Origin of the sequence: Maribacter sp. Asnod1-A12, assembly GCF_045063735.1 — a bacterium.
In the GTDB taxonomy this organism is placed as follows: domain Bacteria; phylum Bacteroidota; class Bacteroidia; order Flavobacteriales; family Flavobacteriaceae; genus Maribacter.
This window is the reverse complement of sequence record NZ_JBEFNZ010000006.1, coordinates 3,080,904-3,106,831: the sequence shown is the minus strand read 5'-3', so window position 1 is coordinate 3,106,831 and position 25,928 is coordinate 3,080,904. Positions and strand designations below refer to the sequence as shown.

28 protein-coding genes and 1 riboswitch are annotated in these 25,928 nt (G+C 33.9%); of the genes, 16 read left to right on the top strand and 12 right to left on the bottom strand.

The features are described from left to right. The first annotated feature begins 51 nt into the window (after positions 1-51). From ACJJVP_RS13230 to ACJJVP_RS13210, 5 genes are all read left to right on the top strand, one after another. Positions 52-639 (top strand): non-canonical purine NTP diphosphatase, encoded by a 588-nt coding sequence (locus tag ACJJVP_RS13230; protein ID WP_405414280.1) that lies wholly within the window; start codon positions 52-54, stop codon positions 637-639. After that, positions 626-1,270 carry a DUF4337 domain-containing protein gene (locus tag ACJJVP_RS13225; protein ID WP_405414279.1) on the top strand — a complete coding sequence of 215 codons (645 nt, stop codon included), beginning with the start codon at positions 626-628 and terminating at the stop codon, positions 1,268-1,270. Before ACJJVP_RS13230 ends, ACJJVP_RS13225 begins: the two co-directional genes overlap by 14 nt. Before the next feature lie 159 nt (positions 1,271-1,429). Beyond that, the gene (locus tag ACJJVP_RS13220; RefSeq protein ID WP_405414278.1) at positions 1,430-3,253 is read left to right on the top strand and encodes a DEAD/DEAH box helicase; all 1,824 of its coding nucleotides are present in this window, start codon (positions 1,430-1,432) and stop codon (positions 3,251-3,253) included. A 73-nt stretch (positions 3,254-3,326) separates the two neighbouring features. After that, positions 3,327-4,097, top strand: a complete 771-nt coding sequence (locus ACJJVP_RS13215; protein ID WP_405414277.1) for a carboxypeptidase-like regulatory domain-containing protein — start codon at positions 3,327-3,329, stop codon at positions 4,095-4,097. A gap of 51 nt (positions 4,098-4,148) precedes the next feature. Beyond that, positions 4,149-5,840 (top strand): alpha-amylase family glycosyl hydrolase, encoded by a 1,692-nt coding sequence (locus ACJJVP_RS13210; RefSeq protein WP_405414276.1) that lies wholly within the window; start codon positions 4,149-4,151, stop codon positions 5,838-5,840. A gap of 10 nt (positions 5,841-5,850) precedes the next feature. Here the strand turns inward: ACJJVP_RS13210 and ACJJVP_RS13205 are convergent, their stop codons facing one another. The 3 genes from ACJJVP_RS13205 to ACJJVP_RS13195 are packed head-to-tail and all read right to left on the bottom strand — an operon-like array spanning position 5,851 to position 7,445. Beyond that, a complete protein-coding gene (locus ACJJVP_RS13205; protein ID WP_405414275.1) occupies positions 5,851-6,216 on the bottom strand; it encodes a VOC family protein in 366 nt (121 codons plus the stop codon). 3 nt (positions 6,217-6,219) lie between these two features. Beyond that, the gene (locus ACJJVP_RS13200) at positions 6,220-6,747 is read right to left on the bottom strand and encodes an SRPBCC family protein (RefSeq protein WP_405414274.1); all 528 of its coding nucleotides are present in this window, start codon (positions 6,745-6,747) and stop codon (positions 6,220-6,222) included. Positions 6,748-6,788: 41 nt separating this feature from the next. Then, positions 6,789-7,445: a TrmH family RNA methyltransferase gene (locus tag ACJJVP_RS13195; RefSeq protein ID WP_405414272.1), complete on the bottom strand. Its 657-nt coding sequence runs from the start codon at positions 7,443-7,445 to the stop codon at positions 6,789-6,791. Positions 7,446-7,494: 49 nt separating this feature from the next. Between ACJJVP_RS13195 and ACJJVP_RS13190 the strand changes: the two genes are divergently transcribed. After that, complete coding sequence (locus ACJJVP_RS13190; RefSeq protein ID WP_036155019.1) at positions 7,495-8,181, top strand: NAD-dependent deacylase; 687 nt, start codon at positions 7,495-7,497, stop codon at positions 8,179-8,181. Here ACJJVP_RS13190 and ACJJVP_RS13185 read toward each other — a convergent pair. Next, positions 8,150-8,623 (bottom strand): heme-binding domain-containing protein, encoded by a 474-nt coding sequence (locus ACJJVP_RS13185; RefSeq protein ID WP_405414270.1) that lies wholly within the window; start codon positions 8,621-8,623, stop codon positions 8,150-8,152. The genes ACJJVP_RS13190 and ACJJVP_RS13185 overlap by 32 nt on opposite strands. A 35-nt stretch (positions 8,624-8,658) precedes the next feature. On the opposite strand from ACJJVP_RS13185, the gene ACJJVP_RS13180 reads away from it, so the two are divergent. From ACJJVP_RS13180 to ACJJVP_RS13170, 3 genes are all read left to right on the top strand, one after another. Further along, positions 8,659-9,246, top strand: a complete 588-nt coding sequence (locus ACJJVP_RS13180; protein WP_405414269.1) for an adenylosuccinate lyase — start codon at positions 8,659-8,661, stop codon at positions 9,244-9,246. Between the two features lie 103 nt (positions 9,247-9,349). After that, on the top strand, positions 9,350-10,693 hold the full coding sequence (gene purB, locus ACJJVP_RS13175; RefSeq protein ID WP_405414267.1) for an adenylosuccinate lyase: 1,344 nt from the start codon (positions 9,350-9,352) through the stop codon (positions 10,691-10,693). 126 nt (positions 10,694-10,819) lie between these two features. Then, a complete protein-coding gene (locus ACJJVP_RS13170; RefSeq protein WP_405414266.1) occupies positions 10,820-11,701 on the top strand; it encodes a mechanosensitive ion channel family protein in 882 nt (293 codons plus the stop codon). A 91-nt stretch (positions 11,702-11,792) separates the two neighbouring features. Here the strand turns inward: ACJJVP_RS13170 and ACJJVP_RS13165 are convergent, their stop codons facing one another. From ACJJVP_RS13165 to ACJJVP_RS13140, 6 genes are all read right to left on the bottom strand, one after another. Next, the gene (locus tag ACJJVP_RS13165; protein ID WP_405414265.1) at positions 11,793-12,602 is read right to left on the bottom strand and encodes a mechanosensitive ion channel family protein; all 810 of its coding nucleotides are present in this window, start codon (positions 12,600-12,602) and stop codon (positions 11,793-11,795) included. A 165-nt stretch (positions 12,603-12,767) separates the two neighbouring features. Then, positions 12,768-13,307, bottom strand: a complete 540-nt coding sequence (locus tag ACJJVP_RS13160; protein ID WP_405414264.1) for a DUF4252 domain-containing protein — start codon at positions 13,305-13,307, stop codon at positions 12,768-12,770. Positions 13,308-13,370: 63 nt separating this feature from the next. After that, positions 13,371-13,913 carry a DUF4252 domain-containing protein gene (locus ACJJVP_RS13155; protein WP_405414262.1) on the bottom strand — a complete coding sequence of 181 codons (543 nt, stop codon included), beginning with the start codon at positions 13,911-13,913 and terminating at the stop codon, positions 13,371-13,373. Positions 13,914-14,019: 106 nt separating this feature from the next. Further along, the gene (locus ACJJVP_RS13150; RefSeq protein WP_405414261.1) at positions 14,020-14,568 is read right to left on the bottom strand and encodes a DUF4252 domain-containing protein; all 549 of its coding nucleotides are present in this window, start codon (positions 14,566-14,568) and stop codon (positions 14,020-14,022) included. 1 nt (position 14,569) lies between these two features. Beyond that, complete coding sequence (locus ACJJVP_RS13145; protein ID WP_405414259.1) at positions 14,570-15,007, bottom strand: hypothetical protein; 438 nt, start codon at positions 15,005-15,007, stop codon at positions 14,570-14,572. Beyond that, complete coding sequence (locus ACJJVP_RS13140) at positions 14,994-15,503, bottom strand: RNA polymerase sigma factor (RefSeq protein WP_405414258.1); 510 nt, start codon at positions 15,501-15,503, stop codon at positions 14,994-14,996. The genes ACJJVP_RS13145 and ACJJVP_RS13140 overlap by 14 nt, the downstream gene beginning before the upstream one ends. 217 nt (positions 15,504-15,720) lie before the next feature. On the opposite strand from ACJJVP_RS13140, the gene ACJJVP_RS13135 reads away from it, so the two are divergent. Together ACJJVP_RS13135 and ACJJVP_RS13130 are read left to right on the top strand one after the other, a co-directional pair. Beyond that, the gene (locus ACJJVP_RS13135) at positions 15,721-17,235 is read left to right on the top strand and encodes a S41 family peptidase (RefSeq protein ID WP_405414257.1); all 1,515 of its coding nucleotides are present in this window, start codon (positions 15,721-15,723) and stop codon (positions 17,233-17,235) included. A 27-nt stretch (positions 17,236-17,262) separates the two neighbouring features. Next, on the top strand, positions 17,263-18,732 hold the full coding sequence (locus ACJJVP_RS13130) for a S41 family peptidase (protein WP_405414255.1): 1,470 nt from the start codon (positions 17,263-17,265) through the stop codon (positions 18,730-18,732). Positions 18,733-18,800: 68 nt separating this feature from the next. Here ACJJVP_RS13130 and ACJJVP_RS13125 read toward each other — a convergent pair whose 3' ends face one another. Then, a complete protein-coding gene (locus ACJJVP_RS13125; protein WP_405414253.1) occupies positions 18,801-20,672 on the bottom strand; it encodes a TonB-dependent receptor plug domain-containing protein in 1,872 nt (623 codons plus the stop codon). A 70-nt stretch (positions 20,673-20,742) separates the two neighbouring features. After that, positions 20,743-21,000: riboswitch (cobalamin riboswitch) on the bottom strand. A gap of 46 nt (positions 21,001-21,046) precedes the next feature. Between ACJJVP_RS13125 and ACJJVP_RS13120 the strand changes: the two genes are divergently transcribed. Then, positions 21,047-22,219, top strand: a complete 1,173-nt coding sequence (locus ACJJVP_RS13120) for an ABC transporter substrate-binding protein (protein ID WP_405414251.1) — start codon at positions 21,047-21,049, stop codon at positions 22,217-22,219. A 42-nt stretch (positions 22,220-22,261) separates the two neighbouring features. Continuing rightward, the gene (locus ACJJVP_RS13115; RefSeq protein ID WP_405416198.1) at positions 22,262-23,251 is read left to right on the top strand and encodes a FecCD family ABC transporter permease; all 990 of its coding nucleotides are present in this window, start codon (positions 22,262-22,264) and stop codon (positions 23,249-23,251) included. Here ACJJVP_RS13115 and ACJJVP_RS13110 read toward each other — a convergent pair. Further along, entirely contained in the window at positions 23,248-23,427 is a 180-nt protein-coding gene (locus ACJJVP_RS13110) for a hypothetical protein (protein WP_405414250.1), read from the bottom strand. The two genes, ACJJVP_RS13115 and ACJJVP_RS13110, sit on opposite strands and share 4 nt — an antisense overlap. Between ACJJVP_RS13110 and ACJJVP_RS13105 the strand changes: the two genes are divergently transcribed. From ACJJVP_RS13105 to ACJJVP_RS13095, 3 genes are all read left to right on the top strand, one after another. Beyond that, positions 23,348-24,049: an ABC transporter ATP-binding protein gene (locus ACJJVP_RS13105; RefSeq protein WP_405416196.1), complete on the top strand. Its 702-nt coding sequence runs from the start codon at positions 23,348-23,350 to the stop codon at positions 24,047-24,049. The two genes, ACJJVP_RS13110 and ACJJVP_RS13105, sit on opposite strands and share 80 nt — an antisense overlap. Positions 24,050-24,159: 110 nt before the next feature. Next, entirely contained in the window at positions 24,160-25,509 is a 1,350-nt protein-coding gene (gene rmuC / locus ACJJVP_RS13100; RefSeq protein ID WP_405414249.1) for a DNA recombination protein RmuC, read from the top strand. Between the two features lie 35 nt (positions 25,510-25,544). Then, the gene (locus ACJJVP_RS13095; RefSeq protein ID WP_405414247.1) at positions 25,545-25,910 is read left to right on the top strand and encodes a 6-phosphogluconate dehydrogenase; all 366 of its coding nucleotides are present in this window, start codon (positions 25,545-25,547) and stop codon (positions 25,908-25,910) included. Positions 25,911-25,928 lie beyond the last annotated feature (18 nt).

Here is a 25,928-nt window from a genome sequence, read left to right as displayed (position 1 = left end):
ATTACTACTTTTGCTGCTGTAAATTCACAAACCAGATTCCAAATTGTTCCCATGAAGCTAGTTTTTGCTACTCACAATCCCAACAAAATAAAAGAAGTTCAACCTTTGGTCCCTTCCCAGATAGAACTCATAAATTTAGAAACTATAGGTTGTACTACAGATATACCGGAAACAGCAACAACCCTTGAGGACAACGCCAAATTAAAAGCGGATTTTGTAACCAATAACTATGAACTATCTTGTTTTGCAGATGATACAGGACTTATAGTGAAATCGCTTAACGGAGAACCTGGCGTGTACTCTGCACGTTATGCAGGCTCCACCAATGATTCTAATGCCAATATGGACAAGCTGTTGACTAATCTAAATGGTAAAAAAGATAGATCCGCTCATTTCAAAACCGTAATTGCACTAAACCTAAGTGGTAAAACATATATATTTGAGGGTAAAATTGAGGGTATAATAACAGAAACTAAAAAAGGTGAAAACGGTTTTGGGTATGACCCTATATTCCAACCGAACGGGTATAAAGAAACATTTGCCGAATTGCCTTTGTCTATTAAAAATGAAATAAGCCATAGAGCACAAGCATTTAAAAAATTGATTACATATTTAAATAGCATTCATGTTACAGGGTAAAAACAACAAAGAAACAGTAGAAGTATCTGTCGCTTCTGAAAGAGCCGAAGCTATTGGCGGGGTGCTTATTGCAATATTTGCCGCTCTTATGGCTATATCGCAAATGGTCAATGGCGAATTAGAAGAAGAAATGATGATCGCGCACAACAATGTTGTAAGCTATTCTGGCTGGTACCAATCTAAAAGTATCAAAGAAAGTTTAAAAGAAGGTGAACTTGATTATTTAAACGCTCTTATTGAAAGTGGTATAGTGACAGAAGAAAAAATACCGGTAATAGAACTTAAAATAGCAGAGGTAAAAGAAAAAATAACCAAATACGAATCAGAAAAAACAGAAATTTTATTAGGCTCTGCTCATGTAGGTAAAGAAAACTGGGTACAGGATATTGAAGGAGAAATGGGGAAAATTAAGGGTGTTAAAGAATGGGAACAACTAACCCAAACCTATGACTACGCTACAAAAAGATTCGATTACGCCTTATTATTCTTCCAAATATGTATCGTTTTAGGCGCCGTCTGCATCATTATTTATGATAATGCAGTTTTACAAAAAGGATTGATTATACTAATGATTGTCTTTGGTATTACCGGAACTTTCCTCTCTATATACGGTTATTCGCTTGCTCCATAGTATTACTTCTCAATAAATTATTCTGATTCAATTATTCGCAGTACCTTTGCCGCTTAATTAACGCCGCTGGTATAGCATGTGTTGCCCTGAGTCTAAATAGGTTATATACGATAATCGCTCTATGCAACATTCATATTTGCGATTTAGTATAACATATTTATGACAAAGTTTGAAGCACTGGGACTGCAAAAGTCCTTATTAGATGCTATTACTGATATGGGTTTTGAAAGCCCATCAGAAGTACAAGAAAAAGCAATCCCTATTTTATTGGAAAGTGAAACCGACTTAGTTGCCTTAGCGCAAACAGGTACAGGTAAAACTGCCGCATTCGGTTTTCCTTTAATTCAAAAAATAGACGGTAATAGTAGAACCACTCAAGGTTTAATACTTTCGCCAACTCGTGAGCTTTGCTTACAGATTACAAAAGAGATGCAAGCGTATTCAAAATACGAGCGAAATATCAATGTAGTCGCCATTTATGGTGGTGCAAGTATTACGGATCAAGCAAGACAGATTAAACGTGGAGCACAAATTATTGTGGCTACCCCTGGTCGAATGAAAGATATGATCAGTAGACGTCTTGTAGATATCTCTAATATAGATTACTGTGTTCTAGATGAAGCCGATGAGATGCTAAACATGGGTTTTATGGAAGATATCAAAGATATTCTTTCTGGTACTCCCGATGAAAAATCTACATGGTTGTTCTCTGCAACTATGCCTAGAGAAGTAGCTACAATTGCCAAAAAATTCATGCATTCGCCACAAGAAATTACAGTGGGCGCAAAAAACTCTGGCGCATCAACTGTACAACATGAATATTATGTTGTTGGTGGTAGAGATCGTTACCCAGCTTTAAAAAGATTGGCAGATACCAACCCAGATATATTTGCAGTTATTTTCTGCAGAACAAAACGTGATACTCAAAAAGTTGCCGAAAATTTAATTGAAGACGGTTATAACGCAGGAGCATTACATGGAGATTTAAGTCAAAACCAAAGAGATTTGGTAATGAACTCTTTTCGTAAGAGACAAATTCAAATGCTTGTAGCGACCGATGTTGCCGCACGTGGAATTGATGTTGATGATATTACTCACGTAATAAATTATCAATTACCAGATGAAATTGAAACATATACGCACCGTAGCGGTAGAACTGGTAGAGCAGGTAAATCTGGTATTTCGATGGTTCTTGTTACTCGTAGCGAACAACGTAAGATTAGAGCTATAGAGAATAAAATCAATCAAAAATTTGATTTGAAAAAAGTTCCTTCGGGAATGGAAATTTGCGGCATTCAACTACACCATTTAGCCAATAAAATAAAGAATACAGAAACCAATTCTGATGTTGACCCTTACCTACCTGAAATCAATGAAATTTTAGAAGGAATCGATCGTGAAGAACTAATAAAAAAATTAATTTCTGCAGAATTTACAAGATTCTCTAACTATTACAGCAAATCTAAAGATTTGAATTCTTCTGATGGTGGTAGAGAAAGAAGTGATGGCAGAAGAGGTGGAGAAATACCAACTAGTGGTGCTGTTCGTTATTTTATAAACGTTGGTGAAAAAGATGGCTATGATTGGATGTCCCTTAAAGATTTTATTAGAGATACTGTTGGCCTAGGCCAAGAAGACGTTTTTAAAGTTGATGTTAAGGAAAGTTTTTCATTTTTTAATACTGAAAGTGAATCTACCCAACAAATTCTTGAGAAATTTACCGAGTTTAAAGTTGATGGAAGATTTGTAAACGTAGAAGTTTCTAAAAACCCTGGTGGTGGCGGTGGTAACCGACGAAGAAGCGGCAGCAGCGGTGGTTTCAGAGGAAAAAGAAGCGGTGGCAGAAGAGATGATGACCGTGGAGGAAGAGGTAGAAAAGATGGTGATCGCGAGTCTAAAGGCAGAAGACGTGACCGCAGCGAATCTAGCAGTCCAAACTCTGGAAAAAGACGCAGCAACAAAAGAAAAGGAGATTTCTTTTAGTTAATTGTATATTAAAAATACGCTTCGGCGTATTTTTTTTATTTTGTTTGCAACTTAATTATGCTTCAGTACAATGAAATATTTTTTATCGCTTACATTTATTTTTCTTTCAGCAATCGGTTTTTCACAAAATACAGAAGAAAGCCAACGTATTAACGCCGTTGTAATCAATGCACAAACTGACGAACCTCTAGAAAGTGTACATGTTGTTAACTTAAACCAAGTTTTCGGAACAATTACTAATGAAAAAGGGGAATTTTCGCTTACCGCAGCAGTAAATGACACCTTATATTTTTCTTTTCTAGGTTTCAAATCACAGAAAATTAGAGTAACCAATGATATGTTTAAGTTTGAAAACACAGAAATTGCGTTAACAGAACTTGCCTATGCTCTAGAAGAAGTTATTGTTAGACCTTATCAGCTAACTGGGTATCTAGAAATCGATGTTAAGAACCTGCCTATAAACAATGCTTACCAATACAGTATTTCGGGCTTAGGGGTCAGCTATGAAGGCGGTAATAAAAACCCAAGTGCAGTTACAAAGGTTTTGGGCGCCATACTAAATCCAGCGGATTTATTACGGAATCTTTTTGGTAAAAAACCCGCACAAATGCGTAAGTTAAGGCAAATGAGGGAAGATGATGATATTCGCAATTTACTCGCTTCTAAATTTGACAGAGAAACATTGACCGAATTTCTTCAGCTAGAGAAAGTCGATATTCAAGATATTTTAAACAACTGTAACTATTCTAAATCTTTTATAACTACTGCCAATGACCTTCAAATACTTGATGCCATTAGCAGCTGTTACGAGGAATACAAAGTTCTTAATAGAAAGAAATAATATTTTTTAAAACCAAATCCTTGTTATAGCTTTAATGCAAATACCAAGGAAATGAAAAATGTATTCTTACTAGGGCTAATATTTATAGCATTGATTTCTTGCCAACCCAAGAGCAAGGAAAAATCAGAAACTATTGCCGTAGCTAAAGATTCCGTAGAAGTCCCCAAAATAAATCCCAATTTTCAATGGGAAGCTGCTACCGTTTACTTCCTTCTTACCGATCGTTTCAATAATGGAACTACTGATAATGATTTAAATTTTGAACGTGATGAAGAAACCGGAAAACTAAGAGGTTTTTTAGGTGGAGACATTCAAGGGATTACCGATAAAATCAAAGAGGGATACTTCACCGATCTTGGTGTTAATGCTATTTGGTTTACTCCTGTAGTAGAACAAATTCATGGCGCTACTGATGAAGGCACTGGAAACACTTATGGGTATCATGGCTATTGGGCAAAAGATTGGACGGCCCTAGATCCTAATTTTGGAACTAACAAAGATTTAGACACACTAATAAAAACAGCTCACGAAAACGGAATCAGAATTTTATTGGATGTTGTTTTGAATCACACTGGTCCTGTTACTGAAGAAGATCCCGTTTGGCCAGATGAATGGGTACGCACCTCTCCTACTTGTGAATTCACTACTTATGAAAATACTACAGCCTGCACATTGGTAGCAAACTTACCAGATATACGAACAGAATCTGATGCTGCCGTAAATTTACCGGATGCCTTACTTGCCAAATGGAAATCTGAAGGTAGATTAAGCGAAGAGCTAGATGAACTTGAATTATTTTTTGATCGGACTGGTTACCCCAGAGCTCCTCGTTTTTATATTATTAAATGGCTTACCGATTACGTTAACAAATACGGTGTAGACGGTTTTAGAGTAGACACCGTAAAGCACGCTAATGAAAACTCATGGGCAGAGCTGTACAAAGAAGCTTCACTGGCATTTGAACTTTGGAAAAAGAAGAATAAAGACAAGGTTTTGGACAACAACCCTTTTTATATGGTTGGTGAAGTTTATAATTATGGGATTTCTGGTGGACAGGAATTTGACCTTGGCGACAAAAAAGTAAACTACTTTGATAACGGCTTCAAAAGTCTTATAAACTTTGAACTAAAGACCGATGCTAAAAAAGATTATGAAACTATTTTCACAAAATATAGCAAACTACTGCATACTAAGTTTAAAGACAAAAGTGTATTAAATTACCTAACCTCTCATGACGACGGTCAGCCATTTGACCAAGAAAGAACCAACCCAAAAAGGGCTGCTAATGTACTTTTACTTACTCCAGGTGCTTCACAAATCTATTATGGCGATGAAACTGCCCGTAGTTTAATCATTGAAGGCACAGAGGGTGATGCAACCTTACGCTCTTTCATGAATTGGGAAGAATTAGACAGTATACCTAAAGTAAAGGAGACACTTACCCATTGGCAAAAACTTGGAACTTTTAGAAATGATCACCCAGCAATTGGGGCAGGTATTCACAAAAGAATCTCAAAAGCCCCATACGTTTTTGGCAGGTATTTCACTAAAGATCAATATGTTGATAAGGTGGTTATTGGTTTAGACCTTCCAAAAGGGAAAAAGACAATTTCAGTAAAAGGTACTTTTGGTGATGGCACAAAGCTATATGACCGCTACTCTAATACCGAAGTTACAGTAGAAAATTCTAAAGTAATTCTAGATAACGATTCTGAAATTGCCTTACTGGAGCTAAAAAACTAAGGGTCACTTACTAGGAATTTGAATGTACGGCAATTTTATTTCCTTCCGTGTCTTTTAATAGACCCATAAATCCGTGTCCTTCGCCTATTTCGGTTTTGGACTGTAATACTTGTCCGCCTGCCTTTTCAACCTTATCCAGTACTTTTGCAGCATCTTCACATGCCAAATATATCAGCACGCCATCAGTTAAACTAGGCACATACTGCTCATGCTGTACTAAAGCCCCGTTTGCCTGACCAATTGTTTGTTTATCCGGGAACAATCCCATTACAAATTCCCCAAAACTATTTACCGTAATGGAAACATCTAAGATGGATTCATAGAACTTTTGAGCTCTCTCCATATTTGCAACAGGAATTTCAAACCATGCTATCATAATCTATTTATTTAAATTAGTTTTTAGATTTTCCAGTCCCGCTTCAAAATCCTTCCCTACCATTTTATCCATTGACATGAACAACATCATAATACTCATAGGAAACTTATTCTTTCCAGAAAAACCCCATGTAACTTTACTTTTATTTACTTCATACTCTTCAAGCGTCATATAACAATCAGATTGAGACTTATAGGGCTTTAAAAATCGTAAATCTTGTTCAATGCGCTCACCTTCCACTATTCTAGTAATTTCTTGCTCCCCTTCACCTACATCCTTATTACCGTTCCAATGGCTGGTAGCACCTACCTCTCCATCAACTCCAGTAAAACTAAGCTCCATATTTGGGTCTTTTCTAGCCCAAGGCGACCATTCTTGCTGTTTCTTTAAAAACTTTAAATGACCCCATACCTGTTCCGGTGGATGTTCTAATTCTATATTTCTAGAAACTTGATAACTTTTGGGAGCTATTATTGCCAGTAAAGTAATCAATACCACAATTACTCCTATAATAATTAATACAGTATACATTTTTTAGTTAATTAGTTGTTGATGAACAAGTTAAACAAAAATTAATTATCAGACATATATCTTTCCAAAATGTCTTCAATACTTTTGATTGACTTTTTTGTCCAATCCAACCGTCTTTCCAACATCTCTTCTTCTGTTAGTCTCCACGCTACATCCGATGCTTTTAATTGCGAGGTTAAATGTTGTAGAATAATAGCCGCAGAAACAGATATATTAAGACTCTCGGTAAAACCAACCATCGGTATTTTTAAATAAGCATCTGCATTTTCTAGCACATAATCGCTTAAGCCGCTTTTCTCGGTTCCAAAAAACAATGCTGTTTTACCATCTAACTTAAAATCTTGTAATAATGAACTATCTGCATGCGGGCTAGTAGCAACAATTTTATATCCCGTTTCCCGTAACGAATCAATTGTTTGTTTTGAATTTTGATACCGTTTTATATCTACCCATTTCTGAGCTCCCATAGCAATTTCTTCATCTAAATGTTGACCGTTTCTATCTTCTATTAAATGAGCGGTTTGCACACCAAAAGATTCACAGCTCCTTACCACCGCACTGGTATTGTGCATTTGAAACACATCTTCAACAGCAACGGTTAAGTAATTTGTTCGTTCTGCCAATATTTCAATAAACCGTTGTTTTCTGTTTTCAGAAATAAATTCTTCTAAATACCCTAAAAGCTTCACATCAATCATACGCCCAAGATAAGAAAAGTATATTTTTATGCATATTTAGAACTTTGCCATGAAAAACATTGTCATATTAACAGGAGCAGGAATTTCTGCCGAAAGCGGATTAAAAACATTTAGAGATGCCAACGGTTTATGGGAAGGCCATGATGTTATGGAAGTTGCCACACCTGAAGGGTTTCAAAAAAATCCGGAACTAGTTTTAGAATTTTACAATCAAAGAAGAAAACAATTACTTACCGTTGAACCTAATGCCGCACACAAGGCTTTAGTTAAACTAGAAGAAAAATTTAATGTACATATTATCACCCAAAATGTAGATGATCTACATGAACGCGCTGGTAGCTCTCAGGTACTTCATTTACATGGAGAATTGTTGAAAGCTAGAAGTATGAATTCTACCAGTGAAATCTTTGAACAAAAAAAAGATATTTTATTGGGCGACACCTGTAAAAACGGATATCAATTAAGACCACACATTGTCTGGTTTGGTGAAGCCGTACCACTTTTGGAAGACGCAATCTCTATAACAGAAAAAGCAGATTATTTGATTATTATAGGTACTTCTATGCAAGTATATCCCGCAGCAAGTTTAATAGATTTTGTTGACAAAGCAACGCCCATTTATTTTATTGACCCTAAACCTGCCATATCAAAAACCCATAAAGACAATTTGACCATTATAGCCGAAACTGCAGTAGAAGGAACTCCTAATTTGGTTGCTTCCCTAATTGATAAATAATTCTGGTTTGTCTAACCCATTCAACTAACTTGACCTCTTCGTTGGCGGTAAGTTCAGAATCTTTATGGAATAGGGTATATTGAGACAACGGCATATTACCATTGACTACTTCTTCCTCTATCTCTTCCAACAAATGATCTTTCTTATCTATAGAATAATTTTCCCACTCAGAAAAATTCAAGTGTTCTTTACCTTCTTTAACATGATCTGCTAGCAAATATGAAATAGGTGCTATATTGTTGTACCACGGGTATTCTGTATTGTTACTATGACAATTATAGCATGATGTTTCAAAAATTTTTTTTAGTTCTGGGGAAGGATTAGTTTCCTCTATAAAAACTGCAGTATGATTACCTGCCGATATATTTTTAGTAGGACTGAAAAACTGCATCGCTATTAATACTATAATAATACCTAGGCTAATTTTTTTTAGTAATTTCATATTTGGGGGAAAATGAGGAATAAAGATACAATTTTATGACTAAGAAAGAACTTTATGAAGCATTGAATTATATAGGCGCTTCAAGAGACAATCGATATAGAATGGCCATTAAGATTGAAGAAAACCCTAATCAAATTCCTATACTTATTGAAATAATTAAAGATGAAATCGACCCTATTTCTTGTAAGGCAGCTTGGGTTCTAGAATATGTCGCAAAAAATAATCTACAACTTATTTTATTGAACATTAATGCATTTGTTGATGTATTAAAACATATTTCATTAGAGTCTTCTGTGCGCCCTGTATCAAAAATATGTCAACTACTAATATTGAGCGAGTTTTCTAAAAAATCAATTAAATCAATACAAAAATTAACCACAAATCACTTAAATGATATTACCGAAGCTGCTTTTGATTGGTTGATCGGTAATTATAAAGTTGCCCCAAAAGCATATTCCATGACCACCCTTTTACTAATAGGAAGAAGAATAGAATGGATCCATCCAGAATTGCAACAAATACTAAAACAAAACTACGAGAGCGGCAGTGCTGCATACAAGGCAAGAGCCAGAATGACCTTAAAAGTTCTAGAAAAAAGTAGCTCATTTAATAACCTGAGATAATTGTTCATTAAATCATTGTAATTGACCATAACTTAAAGCCATTAAGGTTTTAAACTTTAACACGAATAGGTATATTTGCCCCTTAATAATTTAACCATTGATTATGTCTCTTAATGCATTAAATGCCATTTCACCTATAGACGGTCGTTATAGCTCTAAAACCAAATCTTTGTCTGCTTACTTTTCAGAAGAAGCTTTAATAAAATATAGGGTTAGAGTAGAAATAGAGTACTTTATTGCACTTTGCGAAATTCCGTTACCTCAGCTTTCTTCTTTCGATTCATCGAAGTTTGAGGCATTAAAAAAAATATATACCGATTTCTCTACTGCCGATGCAGAAGAAATCAAAGAAATTGAAAGAACCACTAATCATGATGTTAAGGCTGTTGAGTACTTTATAAAGAAGGCGTTCGATGCCATGGGTATTTCTGAATATAAAGAGTTTATTCATTTCGGATTAACTTCTCAAGACATAAACAACACAGCTATACCCCTTTCAATTAAGGAGGCTATGAACGAGGTTTATGTTCCTCAGTATATAGAAGTTCTAGAAAAATTGGAGGAATTGACCAAAGAATGGTCAGAAATACCTATGCTGGCAAGAACACATGGTCAACCTGCATCCCCTACTCGCTTAGGTAAAGAAGTTATGGTTTTTGTTACGCGTTTAAAAGAGCAATTTAATTTATTGAATGATATTCCTAGTGCTGCTAAATTCGGCGGAGCCACAGGTAACTTTAATGCCCATTTAGTAGCATATCCTTCAATTGATTGGCAAGCCTTTGGTCAAAAATTTGTACAAGAAAAACTAGGTCTTCAACATTCGTTCCCTACAACACAGATTGAACATTATGACCACTTAGCAGCATTATTTGATGGTCTTAAACGTATAAACACTATTATTCTCGACCTTGATCGAGATTTTTGGACATACGTTTCAATGGATTACTTTAAGCAAAAAATTAAGGCAGGTGAAGTTGGATCATCTGCAATGCCACATAAGGTAAACCCTATTGATTTTGAAAACTCTGAAGGTAATCTTGGTATTGCAAATGCAATTTTTGAACATTTATCTGCAAAATTACCGGTTTCACGATTACAAAGAGATTTAACCGATAGTACTGTTCTTAGAAACGTTGGTGTTCCTTTTGGTCATACTATAATTGCTTTTCAATCTACCTTAAAAGGTTTGAATAAACTACTTTTAAATAAGGAGAAATTCGAGCAAGACCTTGAAAACAATTGGGCTGTAGTTGCTGAAGCTATTCAAACTATATTAAGACGTGAAAGCTACCCTAACCCTTACGAAGCTTTAAAAGGTCTTACACGTACTAACGAAAAGATTAACAAAAACTCAATTGCAAACTTCATCGATACTTTAGAGGTTTCTGACGAAATCAAAAACGAGCTGAAACAAATATCTCCCAGTAATTACACTGGTATTTAGGGAGGTTTTAATGCATTAAAACTTTTCTTTTGTTCATATACATCATATCGCCCTAAATGGGCGATATGTATTTTAATTTGTTATTCATAACCTATATATTACTCTTGAAAACAAAATGAAAAATATATGCAAACAAATTTCTCAGTTGAAGAATCAGTTGGAAATCTATGGAATAAATTAGACGGTTGGTTAGAGTCAATCATCTTAAAGTTACCAAATTTAGCAATGGCTGTTTTGGTAATGTTCTTATTTTACTTTCTAGCAAGAGGAGTACGCAAGGTTCTTAAAAAAACTATTCTTAGAAAAATTTCTCAAGTTTCTATCCAGGAAATAATTGCCAAGGTTGTATTTGTGGCAATTATTCTAATCGGATTTTTCATTGCCTTAGGTGTTTTAGATTTAGATAAAGTTTTAACAAGTATATTAGCTGGTGCAGGTGTTGTCGGTCTAGCCATTGGTTTAGCATTACAAGGCACGCTAAGTAACACGTTTGGCGGACTTATTCTTTCTTTTATGCCACAGCTTAAAATAAATGATTTTATTTCTGCTGATGGTGAGTCTGGCTTCGTTACCGAAATTAGCTTAAGAAACATTATTCTTAAAAAACCTGATAATAATGTGGTAGTTATACCTAACTCTAAATTTATTGAAGGTTCTTTCACTAATTATTCTATGCATGATAGAAATAGAATTTTTGTTAATTGTGGAGTTAGTTATGAAAGCGACCTACAAATGGTCGAAGATTTAACGGTTAAAATTATTGCTGATACCTTCAAACAGAATGATAATGAAAATGTAGAATTCTTTTTTACAGAATTTGGTGATAGTTCTATTAATTTTATGGTTCGATTTTGGACAGATTGTGTTAATGTAAAGCAAGAGCATGCTGCAAGACATAAAGCGATTAAAATTATTAAAAAGAATTTCGATGAGCGCGATATCAATATTCCGTTTCCAATTAGGACTTTAGACTTTGGAAAAAACAATCTACAAATTGTTAAGGAGTAAATAGGGTAACTGATTATTATATTTAAAAGACAAAACCAAAAAGCCCGTTGAGCAAGTTCAACGGGCTTTTTATTAACTAACTAGACTAAGTTTATTTATTGATTTGTACCTCATGTGGATAAGGGATTTCTATACCGGCTTTATCTAATGCCTCTTTTGTTCCTTCTATCGTTCCAAAATAAACATCCCAATAATCTTCTGGCTTACAGAAAGGACGTACCGCAAGATTTACAGAACTATCAGCTAATTCAGAAACGTTAACCGATGGCGCTGGATCCTTTAATACCTTAGGGTTTGCTTGTAACATTTCAAGTAAAACTTGTTTAGTTTTCTGAAGATCAGAACCATAATCGACACCTACAGTAGTATCTACTCTCATTTTTCCTTCCGTAGTGTAATTGATTATATTTCCATTTGCCATAGCTCCATTAGGTATAATAGCCAATTTGTTCTGTGGCGTAATCAATTTAGTTGTAAAAATTTCTATTTCTTTTACACTACCAAGCACTCCTTGTGCTTCGACTAAATCACCAATTTTATAAGGTTTAAAAATTATAAGTAATACACCACCTGCAAAATTAGATAGTGAACCTTGCAAAGCTAAACCAATTGCTAAACCAGCTGCTGCAATAACTGCTGCGAAACTTGTAGTCTCTACTCCTAAGGTTGAGATAACAGTGATAATCAAAAATATCGTTAATGCCCATTTTACTAAGCTTAGTAAAAATTTCTGCAACGATTGATCGTACTGTTGTGCGGTCATACCTTTTCTAGTAACACCTACCAACTTCTTAATTACCCAAGAACCTACTATATAAATAACAATGGCCATAAGAACTTTTGGTCCATATTCCATTGCTAAATCAATTCCTTTGTCAATCCATACTTGTGCGTTTTCCATTTTTTAAATGTTTGTTTAGGTTGTTATTTAATTGTTCTCATATATTATGACACTATTATTCTTAAAAGGTCACAATAAAAATAAACTTAAACATTAAATAGCACAAACAAACAAACGGCAATATTAATTCAACTTTCTGATAATAAGCATTCTAAATCAACAAATTTAACCTTTAATTAAATTATCAAATAATTTAATTCCTTTTACATTAAAATCAGATTTTTCCATTTTCTTTACTATTTGCACAAAGCTTGCAGGATTCATATCATCTCCTAATACGCGAACTAATATCAATCCTTTATCATCGTTATCTCCATAAACTATTACTTCATCAATTGTATCACCATCTCCTTTAATCTGTATGGTTGCTTTTCCCATTGAAGTATTCATTTTCATAAGCTCATTATATTCTGAACTTTTTAATATCGAGTTAATAGCACTCTTCTGAATTTCATAATCAGCAATATTTTCGATTTTCTTTTGAAATACCAGAACATTCATTTTTTTGAGCGACGCAGCAACCTCTTTTTCTGAAGCGCTTAAATCTACTTTATCTAAATTTAAAAGACTTGATGGTAAATCAAAAGACATGAAGTTTGGATTCTCTGCATTTGCTATAAAATACTGCTGTAAACTTTGTTCTTTTGAACACGATGAAATGGCTATACCTATTAACAAAACAACACTTATACATAACTTTTTCATATCATATTTTTTAAATTGAAAAAAGGTCTTTTAATTTAAAAAAAGACCTTTTAACTACATTATTTATTTACCTGAAGCTTTATTTAAATCTTTAGGTAAATCCATTTTACTCGTTAGTGTGCCAATTTTATTTAAATCAATATCACCAGAAAGACTTACTAACACAGTTTCAACTTTTCTACCATGATTGCCTACCGTTACATTTTCCAAACCACTAACAAACATTAATAATTCTGAAACATGGTCTTTTTTATCGCCATCTTTTACATAGAACTTAACATTGACGTCTTCATCTTTAACACGCATCAATTCTTCTAACTTAGAAGATTTTAAATACTTTTTTACTGTTGATGCCATATCTGCCGAAACAGCTGTATCTTCAGTCATAAACACTTTAACGTTTTTAAGTCCGCTTGCGATTTCAACAAACTCTTTTGCCTCCTTGTCATCGCTCATTCCTCCAAATTTAGAAACAAGATCTATCATTCCTTTATTAACGATTACGGAACCAACATTGTCCATATTTTCATATTTGTCAAATACAGATTGAGAAAAGCCCAATGCGGGTAAAATTGCCATTAAAAATACTACTGCTACTTTTTTCATGATTGTTGTTTTTAGTGCCATTACCTTATTTGGCTTAGGCGATTGATGAATTGATGATTACTTTTTATTTAACACATTGTAATTACCGGGCAAATGCGTTAATTTCTTAATTACCCTTTTTTGATGCTTTACCCAATTGATCACCACCAGGTAAATCCATTTTATCGGTCAATTTAGATACCGATTGTAAATTAATGTCACCGGTCAATGACAAAAGAACTGTTTCTAATTTTTTACCGTTAATATCAATATCTTTTAAACCCGTAACGAACATTAATAATTCTTTTACATGATTACTGTCCTTACCTTCTTTTACATAAAACTTTACATTAGAATTGCCGTCGCGCACTCTCATTAATTCTTCAAACGAAGAGCTATTAAGGCGATTGGTAACCCAGCTATCAACATCTTTAGAAATGGAAGCATCTTCGGTAGTTATTACTTTAAAACTGGTTATAGAATTTACCAACTCAAAAAACTCTTTAGCCTCTGGATCATCTGAACTTACACTCATTTTGCCCAACATTTGAAACATTTTTGGTTGCATGGCAACAAAAGTCACTTTATCATTATCTTCATATTTCTCAAAAATATCTTGAGCACTAATAATTACCGGGGCTAATACCAAAAGGGCTAATATTAATATCTTTTTCATCTTAATTATTTTTTATTAAAAATTTATTCGTTGTTTTTTCAAATTCTTCTAGATAATACAATTGCTCTGTTCCTTTATTAAAATTCATTGCCAATAAAGCTAATGCCTCTTTTGCTGATTCAATTTCTTCAGCTGTATACTCATCAGCTAAAGTAACTGGTGGCGGTGTTGGTTGATAAAAATAGAAACCAACCATAAATATTGCAATTGCAGCAACAGATACCCATTTCAAATAATTTATTTTAGGTTTTAATTGAATCTGTTTGGTAAAACGCTCTTCTTTTACTTTTGAAAAATACTTGAACAAAGGGGCATATTGCTCTAAATGAGGCGCAATGTCATCTTCTGAAAAATATGATTTTAACATTTCTTCTTCAGCAACCGTTGCAGTCGCTTCAAAATACTTTTCTATTAATTTTTCTATTTTATGCAATTCCATAACTATGCTTTTCCATTAATTTTGTTCTTACTGTTTTTCTTGCCCTAGACAAAGCTACTCGTATAGCAGTAGGTTTCATATCCAACATTTTTTCTATTTCCTCATATTCGTATTGTTCTATATCACGCAACTGTAATACCATTTTTTGTTGCTCTGGTAATTCTTCCATAATTCGTTCAACCCAATTGATGCTATCTTTTGCTTCTAACTGACCTTGAAGAGATGTATTTACATCCGTATAATTTGTATGCACCAATTTCAAATTACCGGCTTGCTTAGATTTTAGTCTATCCAAACAAAAATTCTTGGTCATGGTCATTGCAAACGCCTCCACATTATTATAAGATTCCATTTTATTTTTCTTCGACCATAATTTTATAAGAATTTCTTGGGTAGCATCTTCAGCTTCCTCTGTTGAAACCAATAATCTTTTAGCCATACGAAACAACTTGTCCTTTATTGGTAGTACTATATTTAAAAACTCCTTTTGCTTCATTTTGGTCTGGCAATTTGTAAACCTACTTATCGACCTACATTATGAAGACGATTCGGAACAATTTTTGTTACAATAAATATTTAAATAAATAACATGTAAGTAAATTTAACATCCTTATACTAATTAATTACGTACTTACTTAAATGATTATTTTCTATATTTTAATGAACTTTCTAATTAAAGAATTTTCTAAACATTAATAAAATTAAAAAAAGCTATGAAGAAATTTTTCTTGTCCCTCCTTTGTTTAGGTTTTGTTATTACTTCATGTAATAATGATGATGACCAAATTATTGAAGACGAAATTGAAAATACTGAAGAAGAGGAAATTATTCTTGATATTGAGGTTCAGAATTTTTTCTGGCAAACCTTAAATCTTTATTATTTCTGGCAAGGTGAAGTTCCAGATTTATCAGATGATCTTTTTGATACGCAAACAGCTTATGAAGAATATCTTGCAGAAAATGAAGATCCTGTAGATTTTTTAGAAAATAAATTACTTTTTTCTGAAGATAGATTTACATTTTACAGTGATGATTATACTGAATTAGTGAATAGCTCTGCTGGTATTTCTAAAAGTAACGGACTTCAATTTGGTTTAGGTCGAATTACCGGTACAGATGATTTATTTGGATTTGTTGAATATGTGGTTAAAAATTCTGATGCAGCCGGACAAGACATTGAAAGAGGAGATCTTTTTGTTGGCGTAGATGGACAAACAATTACAATCGATAATTATATTGATTTACTATTTGGCGATGATGATACATATACGTTAAATATGGCAGAAATTGTTGATGGTGGTCTAAGTCCAAATGACAAAGAAATAACCTTAACAAAATCTGAAAATTTAGAGGAAAACCCTATTCATGTAACTAATGTAATTACTTCTGGAGATAAAAAAATAGGTTATTTAATGTACAACCAATTTGTTGCTGGTTCTGAGGATGCATTGAATACGGTTTTCTCTGATTTTATGTCGCAAGGTGTTAACGAATTGGTTCTTGATTTAAGGTACAACCCTGGTGGCAGAGGGTCGACTGCTGCCGTTTTAGCTAGTTTAATTAAAGGGACCAATACATCAGATTTATTATTTAGAACTATTTACAATGCCAAGTTGCAAGCGGAATTCGATAGTAGTCTTACAGACAATTATTTTGTAAGTACAACCGGTACCTCAGATGGAAATTCCAATGCACCTTTGAACACATTAAATTTAAATACCGTATATATTATTGCAACAGAAGCATCTGCCTCTGCTAGTGAGCTGGTCATGGTAGGTCTAGAGCCATATATGAATGTTATACATATCGGTGGTACAACTGTTGGTAAAAATCAGGGTTCGGTTTTATTTGTTGACGACCCAGATGGTGGTAATGTTTATGATGCAGATAGAGTAGATGAAATTAATCCGAATGTACAATGGGGCTTACAACCAATTATTAGTAGTGTTGAGAATAGTGTAGGCTTCTCTGATTATGTAGATGGGTTGCTACCAGATATAGAGCTTTCAGAAGATGTTACCAACTTAGGGGTTTTGGGTAATGCGAATGAGCCTTTATTGGCACGAGCGATACAAGAGATAACTGGAAATGGAGCAAAAAGCAGTTTTGAAGTACTTATACCGGCAAATTTAGTTTCCAGTTCAAAACTTTACAACCCGAGAAATACTGCGTTATTACTAAACAATAGTGTTCCTTTGGCAAAAATTCCTTTAACTGAAACGAAATAAATTCAAAACATTTCAGTTTCCCTAATTATGAAGAAGATATTAATATTACTTATTACTATATTATCGTTCTCTTGTTCTAACGATGATGACTTGACGTTGACCAATACTGTAGACCCAGATGGATCTGCAGATGTAGAAGTGCAAGATTTCATGTGGAAAGCAATGAATTTCTGGTATTTTTGGCAAGAAAATGTTGATGATTTAGCAGACGATAGATTTGAAAACACTACCGACGGAAGTGCTGCCTACACTGCATTTTTGGACTCTGAAGATGACCCTGCCGCTTTTTTTGAAAATAAATTACAGTATATCGAAGATCGATTTAGTTTCTATAATGAAGATTATAGAGAATTAACCAATTCTTTAGCTGGTATTTCTAAAAGTAACGGATTGGAATTTGGTCTGGTTCGTTTTGAAGATAGTGAAGAACTATTTGGTATTGTACGATATATAGTTCCGAATTCAAATGCTTCTACAGTTGAAATACAACGTGGTGATTTCTTTACCGGTGTCGACGGGCAAACTTTAACTCTAAATAATTATATAGATTTATTATTTGGCGATAATGACACCTATATCTTAAATATGGCAAATTTCTCAAATGGCAGCATTGTGCCAAATGAAGAAGAGGTTTCCCTTACTAAAGAAGAAGGTTTAGCAGAAAATCCTGTTTTTATTTCAAAGTCTTTTACCATTGGAGGAGAAAATATTGGTTACATCATGTATAACCAATTTACGAATGAATATGATGATGATCTATATGCCGCTGTAGAAGATTTAAAAGCCGCCGGAATAACAAATCTTATTATGGATTTACGTTATAACCCTGGTGGTTCGGTGAACACAACTCGCTTATTGGCCAGTATGATTTATGGTACGAATACTTCAGATTTATTTCTTAGAAAGCGTTATAACAACAAGCTTCAAGATCAGTTTAATGACAGTCAGTTAGAAGTTTACTTTGCTGATAATGTAAACGGCAGCGCTATAAATTCTTTAGGCTTAACCCAATTATATGTTTTAACATCAGCTAGTTCTGCCTCAGCTAGTGAATTATTGATCAATAGCTTAGAACCATATATGGATGTTATTCAGATTGGCGATGTAACCAGAGGTAAAAATGAATTTTCTACTACACTAGTTGATGATCGTGACAATTCTTATTTATATACACCATCGCGTGTAAACAATATTAATCCAGACAATCAATGGGCAATTCAACCTTTAATAGGAAGAAACGAAAATGCCGATGGTTTCTTTGACTTTACAGATGGTTTACAGCCAGATTATGAGTTACTTGAAGATTATGGCAACCTAGGTATTTTAGGTGAAGAAAATGAACCGCTTTTAGCGAAGGCAATTGAGTTGATTACAGGTGCTACCGGCAAAAAAGATTTTACTGTTACATACCCCATAAACGTTATTAGTAGCTCTAAAGAACATAGCTTAATAAGTGGTAAAATGATCGATGATACTTTTTACGACATGGAATTTTAAGATGCTATTATCATCTATTAAAAAAGGACAGCTATTATGCTGTCCTTTTTTTAATTAAATAATTCGAGTTATAAACTCAGATTAAAGCCTAAGCGAACATTTCTTCCTTTTGTAGTAAACGAAACCAATTCTGTATATTCTTCATTTAAGAGATTATCTACCGCTAAAAAGGCAGATAAATTAGTGCAAAATTGATGCTTCAATTGCAGGTTTGCCAAATTAAAACTATCTAACGTTACATCTGAAAACGTAGCAAAATCTATATCTGTTCTATCTGACACATACTGATAAGATAGGCCTAAAAAGGTATTCTCTTTAATAACATACCCTATTGTTGCATTAATTTTACTTTTTGGAACTCTTAATGCTAAACCTTCTTTAGAATTTGTATATGTATAATTGGCATCAAATGTAAGCCCATTAGCTAACCCTGAATTTAAACCTACTTCTACCCCATCAAAATGTGCTGTTTCAGCAGCGTTTCTATATTGACTCTCAAAAGTAACTGGATCAATCGTTTCAAAAACTATTCTGTCATCTTCTCTTCTATTAAAATACACTGCATTGATGGTAAAGACATCCGAAATTTTATATTCCAATCCCCCCTCTAAAGTGGTATCCTCCTCTGGTTCTAAATCAGGATTCGCTCCAAACGGACCATATAATTGCGATAAATTAGGTGCAATGTAAGAAGTTGCATAACTACCCATAAACTTTAAATAGCCTTCATTAATATCTATTCTGTACGATGGATTGATATTATAAATGAAATTAGAACCGTATTCACTGTGATTGTTTAATCGTACACCCGCATTTACATTTAATCCATGAGAACCAACATAAACCGCATTTAAATAAGGATCTACAGTACTGGCATCATACTCTTCGGTAAATAAAGTTTTATTGTCTATATAATTTAAACCGACAATAGTATGAATGTTACCGGAAAAAGTGTATTTATTGAAGACATCCAGTATATATGATTGAGAATCGAAGCTTGATGGAAAATTAGATTCGAACACTCTATTTATTTGATTAAAAGCGGTATTTATATTAATACTTCCGTTTTCATACCCATATTTAGAACCAAGACCAAATCGAGATTGCTCACTAGTAAAATGAAAATCTGCATCTTCAATCGGGAATCCGTTATCGTAGTCACTATTCAACTTATTATAAAACGCAGAACCATTAATTTCAAAGCGATCAGAGAATTCGTATCCTACTTTTAAGTTTCCATCAATTCTAGATACAACATCTTCGTCGGTACCTATAGCTGCAGATAATCCATCGGTAAATTGATGTCCACCAGATGCCAAAACAGAAAGTTTACCCTTCTTTGCCGTAAGATTAATAGTGTTAGAAATATCTGAAATATTATAATTCTGATCTGCCTCAGTTTGGTTAGTACCATAACTAGATATAACCTCAAGTGCTAGCCCTTCTTTCTTAGCTTTTTTGGTCGTAATATTAATAACTGCAGTAGCTGCAGAATTACCATAAAGCGTACTAGCTGCACCTTTTAATATTTCAATACTTTGAATTTGTGAGGTATTCAACAACCTTAAATCATATTCAGCACTTGTACCCGATGGATCAGAAACCTGAATGCCATCTATGACAACCAAGACCTGGCGATTATTACCACCTCTTACATAGGTAGAAAGATTCTGACCTGCATAACTTCTGGTTCCGTTGATTTCGATACCACTTTTGGTATTGATAATTTCGGCAACAGAGCGCCCTTGATTATGTTCCAGTTCTTTTTGAGATATAGTAATTATGGTCTTACCCGAGTTTTCACGTTTCAGTTCAAAACGCGAATCACTAACGACAACTTCATCAAGTTGTAACGTTTTTGTAGAATCTTGCTCTTGCTGTGCCCCTACTTTTGCACATAATAATACAGTGACCGCCGGCCACATCAAATAATTTTTCATTCGTTTAAATTCATAAACGGGAGCGTAGTATGTCTGTACCCATACGCAAACTTTTATCCCGAAAGTTTCACATTGTTTGTTTGAATAAGGCAGGTCTCCTGACTTGTTTAATACTATTTTGCCTTCCCATAATTTCTGAACCGGTTCAGAAATCAAAGTGGCTTTGAAGAAAATAGCACCTTCTTAAAAGAAGTATCAAAGAATATCTATTCGCCAATAGATATATTTTAAATAAACTTACAGTTGCGGGAACAGCTCTAGATTTTCACTAGATTCCCTTTTAATTTCATGACTAAAAGCAATGAAAACCAAAATTCACGGCGAATGTAAACATTTAGTTTAATCTTTCTAAGTAAACTTTTATAATACTACTTTTGAATAATAGACGAATTTCTACCATGCTCAAACATTTGTATTTTATTAGTTGCCTTGTTTTACTCTTCGCATGCAAGCAAGAGAAAAAAGAAATATTACCAACTAACAGCATCACAAATAGCACAATTATTAAGCATGCCAATGGTTTTACCATTAATACACAAAATAATGGTATCACAATTATCAAGGTTTTAAAACCATGGACAAATGCTGAAACCACACACATTTACGCTTTAGTACCTAAAAAAATGCAGTCAAGCATAACCTTAAATAAAGGTGACTATGATGCCATAATATTTACTCCGGTAGAAAATATTGTAGTAACCTCAACTACTCACATTCCTGCTTTAGAGGAATTAGGAGTTTTAGATCAACTTATTGGATTTCCCGATACTAAATATATTTCATCAAAAGAAGCGAGAAAAAAAATTGATTCTGGAAAAATCAAAGAATTAGGCATTAATGAAAGCCTTAACACAGAAGTTATTTTAGCCTTGCAACCAGACCTAATCTTCGGTTTTGCCATTAATGATGGTAATAGTACATACGAAACTATACAACGTGCCAATATTCCTGTAATATATAATGGCGACTGGGTAGAAGAAACCCCTTTGGGAAAAGCGGAATGGATTAAATTCTTTGCTCCTTTTTTCAACAAGGTCAAAGAGGCGGATGTATTTTTTAATGAAATCGAAGAATCTTATCTAGAAGCCAAATCATTGGCCTCTAAAGCAAGTAAAAAACCAACTGTAATTAGCGGAGCTCTCTATAAAGATGTTTGGTACTTACCCGGCGGAAGAAGTTGGGCCGCTAATTTTTTAAACGATGCCAATGCAAATTACCTATGGAGTACCACCGAAGAAAACGGAAGTCTGTCATTAAGTTGGGAGAGTGTTCTAGATAAAGGGCAACATGCCGAATATTGGATCGGACCGGCCCAGTTTACATCTTACCAAGAAATGAAGTCTTCTAGCCCACACTACAAACAGTTTGATGCTTTTCAGAAAAATAAAATTTTCACTACCGCAAATACAAAAGGGGAAACTGGTGGCACCTTATATTATGAACTAGGTCCGCAAAGGCCTGACCTTGTATTAAAAGATTTAATTCAAATTTTACATCCAGGGTTATTACCTAATTATGAACCCTTCTTTTTTAAACCGCTGCTTTAATTGTCTAAACAGTTTACATATAACTTTCATTTTATAGTACTGATGTTTGTATTGCTTACATGTTTTGTAATCAACATTAGTTTGGGCTCTGTAAGCATTTCTTTTTTTGACACCATTAAAGTGTTGTTTGGGTCAGTTTCTGAAGATTCTTCGAATTCGTATATTATTTGGCAATACCGATTACCTAAAGCTATAACCGCCATACTAGTTGGCGGCGGGCTTTCATTAAGCGGATTGTTGATGCAGACCTTGTTTAGAAACCCTCTGGCAGGACCTTATGTTTTAGGCATAAGTTCTGGGGCAAGTTTAGGTGCTGCAATTATAATTATGGGATCTTCCCTATTTACAGGATTTTTTGCTTTCTCAGCGTTCAATGACATTACTCTAGCTATAACATCTAGTATAGGTAGCTTTTTAGTACTAATTCTCGTTTTAGTAGTTGCCGCAAAAATAAAAGACACTATGTCTCTATTAATTATAGGCCTCATGTTCGGTAGTATAACAGCTGCGATAGTAAGTGTGCTATCGTACTTTACAAAAGCTGAAAAATTACAACAGTATATTTTCTGGTCTTTTGGAAGTTTAGGCAATTTAACTTGGTTACAAATTCTCATTGTTGCCTCATGCACTATCACAGGTATTACACTGAGTATCATCACTATAAAACCTTTAAATGCTTTTTTACTAGGCGAAAACTATGCCAAAAGTTTGGGTATTCAACTTCAAAAATCTAGATACTTAATTATTATAGCAACCGGATTGCTAGCAGGCGGTATAACTGCCTTTGCAGGACTTATTGCATTCGTTGGTATTGCCGTACCACACATCACAAGACAGATGTTTCATACAACCGACCATAAAATTCAAATTCCCGCTGTTCTATGCTGTGGAGCAATCTTAATGCTAATTTGTGACACCATAGCTCAATTGCCAGGATCTGTAAGCGTATTACCTATTAACGCTATTACAAGTATATTAGGTGCACCTGTAGTTATTTGGCTGTTGGTTCGTAAAAGAAAAATGATATTTTAATATAAAACTTTAGTTATCAATAGCACCAATTTAAATAATATTTTACAAGTTGCAAACCTATCTATTGGGTATGGAACAGATGTAGTTGCTTCATCGATATCTTTTGAATTACAAAAAGGAGAACTTGCTGCAATAGTTGGTGTCAACGGAATAGGAAAATCTACATTACTGCGCACTTTAGGAAATTTTCATCCTAAAATTCTTGGTACCATACACATTGAGGAAAAGGCTTTAAGCACCTATAACGAACTGCAATTAGCTTCTAAAATAAGTGTAGTTCTCACAGAATCGATTGCTTCAAAGAATTTATCGGTTTACGAACTATTAGCTTTAGGTAGGCAACCTTATACCAACTGGTTAGGTAAATTGACTGATCACGACATTTCAATTATTGATAATGGCATTGCGCTTTTAGAACTAGAACCGTTCTTAAATAAAAAATGTTTTCAATTGAGTGATGGTCAATTACAACGTACACTTGTTGCCAGAGCTTTAATTCAAGATACCGATATCATACTACTAGATGAACCTACTACACATTTAGACCTATATCATAAGGTTCAAATTTTAAAACTTTTAAAATCAATTGCAAATAAAACAAACAAGACCATTTTGTTTACGAGTCATGAAATTGAGATGGCAATTCAACTATGTGATAAAATGTTAATCTTAGATGGGTTAACAAATCCATTTGATGAACCTTGTAAGCTAATAGAAAACAAAAGTTTTGATACACTTTTCCCTGCTGATACTATTTCTTTTGATGCGCATACTGGCTCTTTCAAAATAAAGAAGTAGCTATTTTACATGTACAAGATATTCAATTAGGTATGTTAATTAAAATACACCGACACATTTAAACTATATTACCCAATCAAGTATCTTTACCACATCACTTTAATTCATAAATGAACGAAATTTATATTTACTTAATAATAGGAATCCTTTGTCTTGCCTTAGGATATTTTTTAGGTAATTATATTCAGTTATTAAAAACAAAATCTCGTCAAAGTACCTTAGAAGAACGGGAACAACAGATGCTTAATAATCTTTCTGTTTTTCAAGATAGATTAAAAGATAGCGAGATACAAAAAGTACAACTACAGTCAGACAAAGAACGGTTAGGCAATCAAATAGTTCGTTATCAATCGGATATAGAAAATTTACAGCTTAAGAATAGAGAGCAGAAAGAGGAGGTAGAAAAGCTTCAAGAGAAATTCACTAAGGAGTTTGAGAATCTTGCAAATAAAATATTGGAAGAAAAGAGTTTAAAATTTACAGAACGAAACGAGAAAAATATCAAAGACATTCTTACTCCGTTAAATGAAAAAATACTCCTTTTTGAAAAGAAAGTTGAAGAAAGTCAGAAAGAAAACATCAGTATTCATTCTGCCTTAAAAGAACAACTGTTAAATCTTCAAACCCAGAATATAAAAATTACGCAAGAAGCCGAGAACTTGACCAAAGCACTAAAAGGTGATAGTAAAATGCAAGGTAACTGGGGCGAGCTTGTACTGGAGCGCGTATTAGAAAAATCAGGATTAGAGAAAGATCGAGAATACAGCGTTCAACAAAGCTTTACGCGTGAAGATGGTAGCCGAGTTTTACCAGATGTTATCATCAACCTACCAAATGGCAAGAAAATGGTGGTAGATTCAAAAGTTTCATTGACTGATTACGAACGTTATGTAAATGCTGAGGATGAATTCAGAGAGAAGTTTTTAAAAGACCATATCAATTCTTTAAGAAGACACGTAGATCAGTTATCTGCAAAAAAATATGAAGATTTATATCAAATGGAGAGTCCAGATTTTGTTTTAATGTTCGTACCTATTGAACCTGCATTTGCAATTGCCATTAACCAAGATAGCTCTTTATACAACAAAGCTTTTGAGCAAAATATTATAATTGTTACACCTTCAACACTTCTTGCTACCTTGCGCACGATCGATAGTATGTGGAATAATGAGAAGCAACAACGAAATGCTATTGAAATAGCACGGCAAGCGGGTGCACTTTATGATAAATTTGAAGGCTTTGTTGGCGACTTATTGAAAGTAGGCAAAAAGATGGACGATGCTAAAGATGGATACCGTGGCGCAATGAACAAATTAGTAGGTGGTCGCGGAAATATCATCACTAGTATTGAAAAGCTAAAAAAAATGGGTGCAAAAGCCAAAAAATCAATTCCAGAATCGCTTTTGAATAAAGCTTTAGAAGATGATGATTTTGAAGAAGAACCTAAACTAAAACTTTAATAACTAACCATTAAATCAATATTTAAACTAAACACATGAAAAAGATAGTATCATTACTTTTATTAAGCGTAGTCGTTATTGTCGCTCTATATTATGCCTTTATTTACTTCGTTACTTTTAGCGAAGGTGTACGATCTGGAGAGCTTATAAAAATTAGTCATAAAGGCGTAATAGCAAAAACTTGGGAAGGCGAAATAAGTCAAGGGATTTCTGGTGCCCAAATATTTTCATTCTCTGTACTGGACAAGGATAAAGAGGTGATTGAAAAATTACAAGAATATCAAGGTCAGTATGTAAAAGTAAGCTACGTAGAACGCTATACAACTTTCTTTTGGTTAGGCGATTCTAAATATTTTGTCACCGAAGTTCAAGCAGAAAAATCACCCCATTTTAGAAATTAAGGAAGAAACAACAAGTCT

Excerpts from the sequence above, each read along its gene's own strand:
- ACJJVP_RS13190 (WP_036155019.1), top strand. The coding sequence starts at position 7,495 with ATGAAAAACATTGTCATATTAACAGGAGCAGGAATTTCTGCCGAAAGC.
- ACJJVP_RS13130 (WP_405414255.1), top strand. The coding sequence starts at position 17,263 with ATGAAGAAGATATTAATATTACTTATTACTATATTATCGTTCTCTTGT.
- ACJJVP_RS13140 (WP_405414258.1), bottom strand. The coding sequence starts at position 15,503 with ATGAAGCAAAAGGAGTTTTTAAATATAGTACTACCAATAAAGGACAAG.
- ACJJVP_RS13150 (WP_405414261.1), bottom strand. The coding sequence starts at position 14,568 with ATGAAAAAGATATTAATATTAGCCCTTTTGGTATTAGCCCCGGTAATT.
- ACJJVP_RS13125 (WP_405414253.1), bottom strand. The coding sequence starts at position 20,672 with ATGAAAAATTATTTGATGTGGCCGGCGGTCACTGTATTATTATGTGCA.
- ACJJVP_RS13225 (WP_405414279.1), top strand. The coding sequence starts at position 626 with ATGTTACAGGGTAAAAACAACAAAGAAACAGTAGAAGTATCTGTCGCT.
- ACJJVP_RS13135 (WP_405414257.1), top strand. The coding sequence starts at position 15,721 with ATGAAGAAATTTTTCTTGTCCCTCCTTTGTTTAGGTTTTGTTATTACT.
- ACJJVP_RS13170 (WP_405414266.1), top strand. The coding sequence starts at position 10,820 with ATGCAAACAAATTTCTCAGTTGAAGAATCAGTTGGAAATCTATGGAAT.
- ACJJVP_RS13160 (WP_405414264.1), bottom strand. The coding sequence starts at position 13,307 with ATGAAAAAGTTATGTATAAGTGTTGTTTTGTTAATAGGTATAGCCATT.
- ACJJVP_RS13195 (WP_405414272.1), bottom strand. The coding sequence starts at position 7,445 with ATGATTGATGTGAAGCTTTTAGGGTATTTAGAAGAATTTATTTCTGAA.
- ACJJVP_RS13215 (WP_405414277.1), top strand. The coding sequence starts at position 3,327 with ATGAAATATTTTTTATCGCTTACATTTATTTTTCTTTCAGCAATCGGT.
- rmuC (WP_405414249.1), top strand. The coding sequence starts at position 24,160 with ATGAACGAAATTTATATTTACTTAATAATAGGAATCCTTTGTCTTGCC.
- ACJJVP_RS13210 (WP_405414276.1), top strand. The coding sequence starts at position 4,149 with ATGAAAAATGTATTCTTACTAGGGCTAATATTTATAGCATTGATTTCT.
- ACJJVP_RS13155 (WP_405414262.1), bottom strand. The coding sequence starts at position 13,913 with ATGAAAAAAGTAGCAGTAGTATTTTTAATGGCAATTTTACCCGCATTG.
- purB (WP_405414267.1), top strand. The coding sequence starts at position 9,350 with ATGTCTCTTAATGCATTAAATGCCATTTCACCTATAGACGGTCGTTAT.
- ACJJVP_RS13200 (WP_405414274.1), bottom strand. The coding sequence starts at position 6,747 with ATGTATACTGTATTAATTATTATAGGAGTAATTGTGGTATTGATTACT.
- ACJJVP_RS13185 (WP_405414270.1), bottom strand. The coding sequence starts at position 8,623 with ATGAAATTACTAAAAAAAATTAGCCTAGGTATTATTATAGTATTAATA.
- ACJJVP_RS13230 (WP_405414280.1), top strand. The coding sequence starts at position 52 with ATGAAGCTAGTTTTTGCTACTCACAATCCCAACAAAATAAAAGAAGTT.
- ACJJVP_RS13115 (WP_405416198.1), top strand. The coding sequence starts at position 22,262 with ATGTTTGTATTGCTTACATGTTTTGTAATCAACATTAGTTTGGGCTCT.
- ACJJVP_RS13095 (WP_405414247.1), top strand. The coding sequence starts at position 25,545 with ATGAAAAAGATAGTATCATTACTTTTATTAAGCGTAGTCGTTATTGTC.
- ACJJVP_RS13145 (WP_405414259.1), bottom strand. The coding sequence starts at position 15,007 with ATGGAATTGCATAAAATAGAAAAATTAATAGAAAAGTATTTTGAAGCG.
- ACJJVP_RS13220 (WP_405414278.1), top strand. The coding sequence starts at position 1,430 with ATGACAAAGTTTGAAGCACTGGGACTGCAAAAGTCCTTATTAGATGCT.
- ACJJVP_RS13165 (WP_405414265.1), bottom strand. The coding sequence starts at position 12,602 with ATGGAAAACGCACAAGTATGGATTGACAAAGGAATTGATTTAGCAATG.
- ACJJVP_RS13205 (WP_405414275.1), bottom strand. The coding sequence starts at position 6,216 with ATGATAGCATGGTTTGAAATTCCTGTTGCAAATATGGAGAGAGCTCAA.
- ACJJVP_RS13180 (WP_405414269.1), top strand. The coding sequence starts at position 8,659 with ATGACTAAGAAAGAACTTTATGAAGCATTGAATTATATAGGCGCTTCA.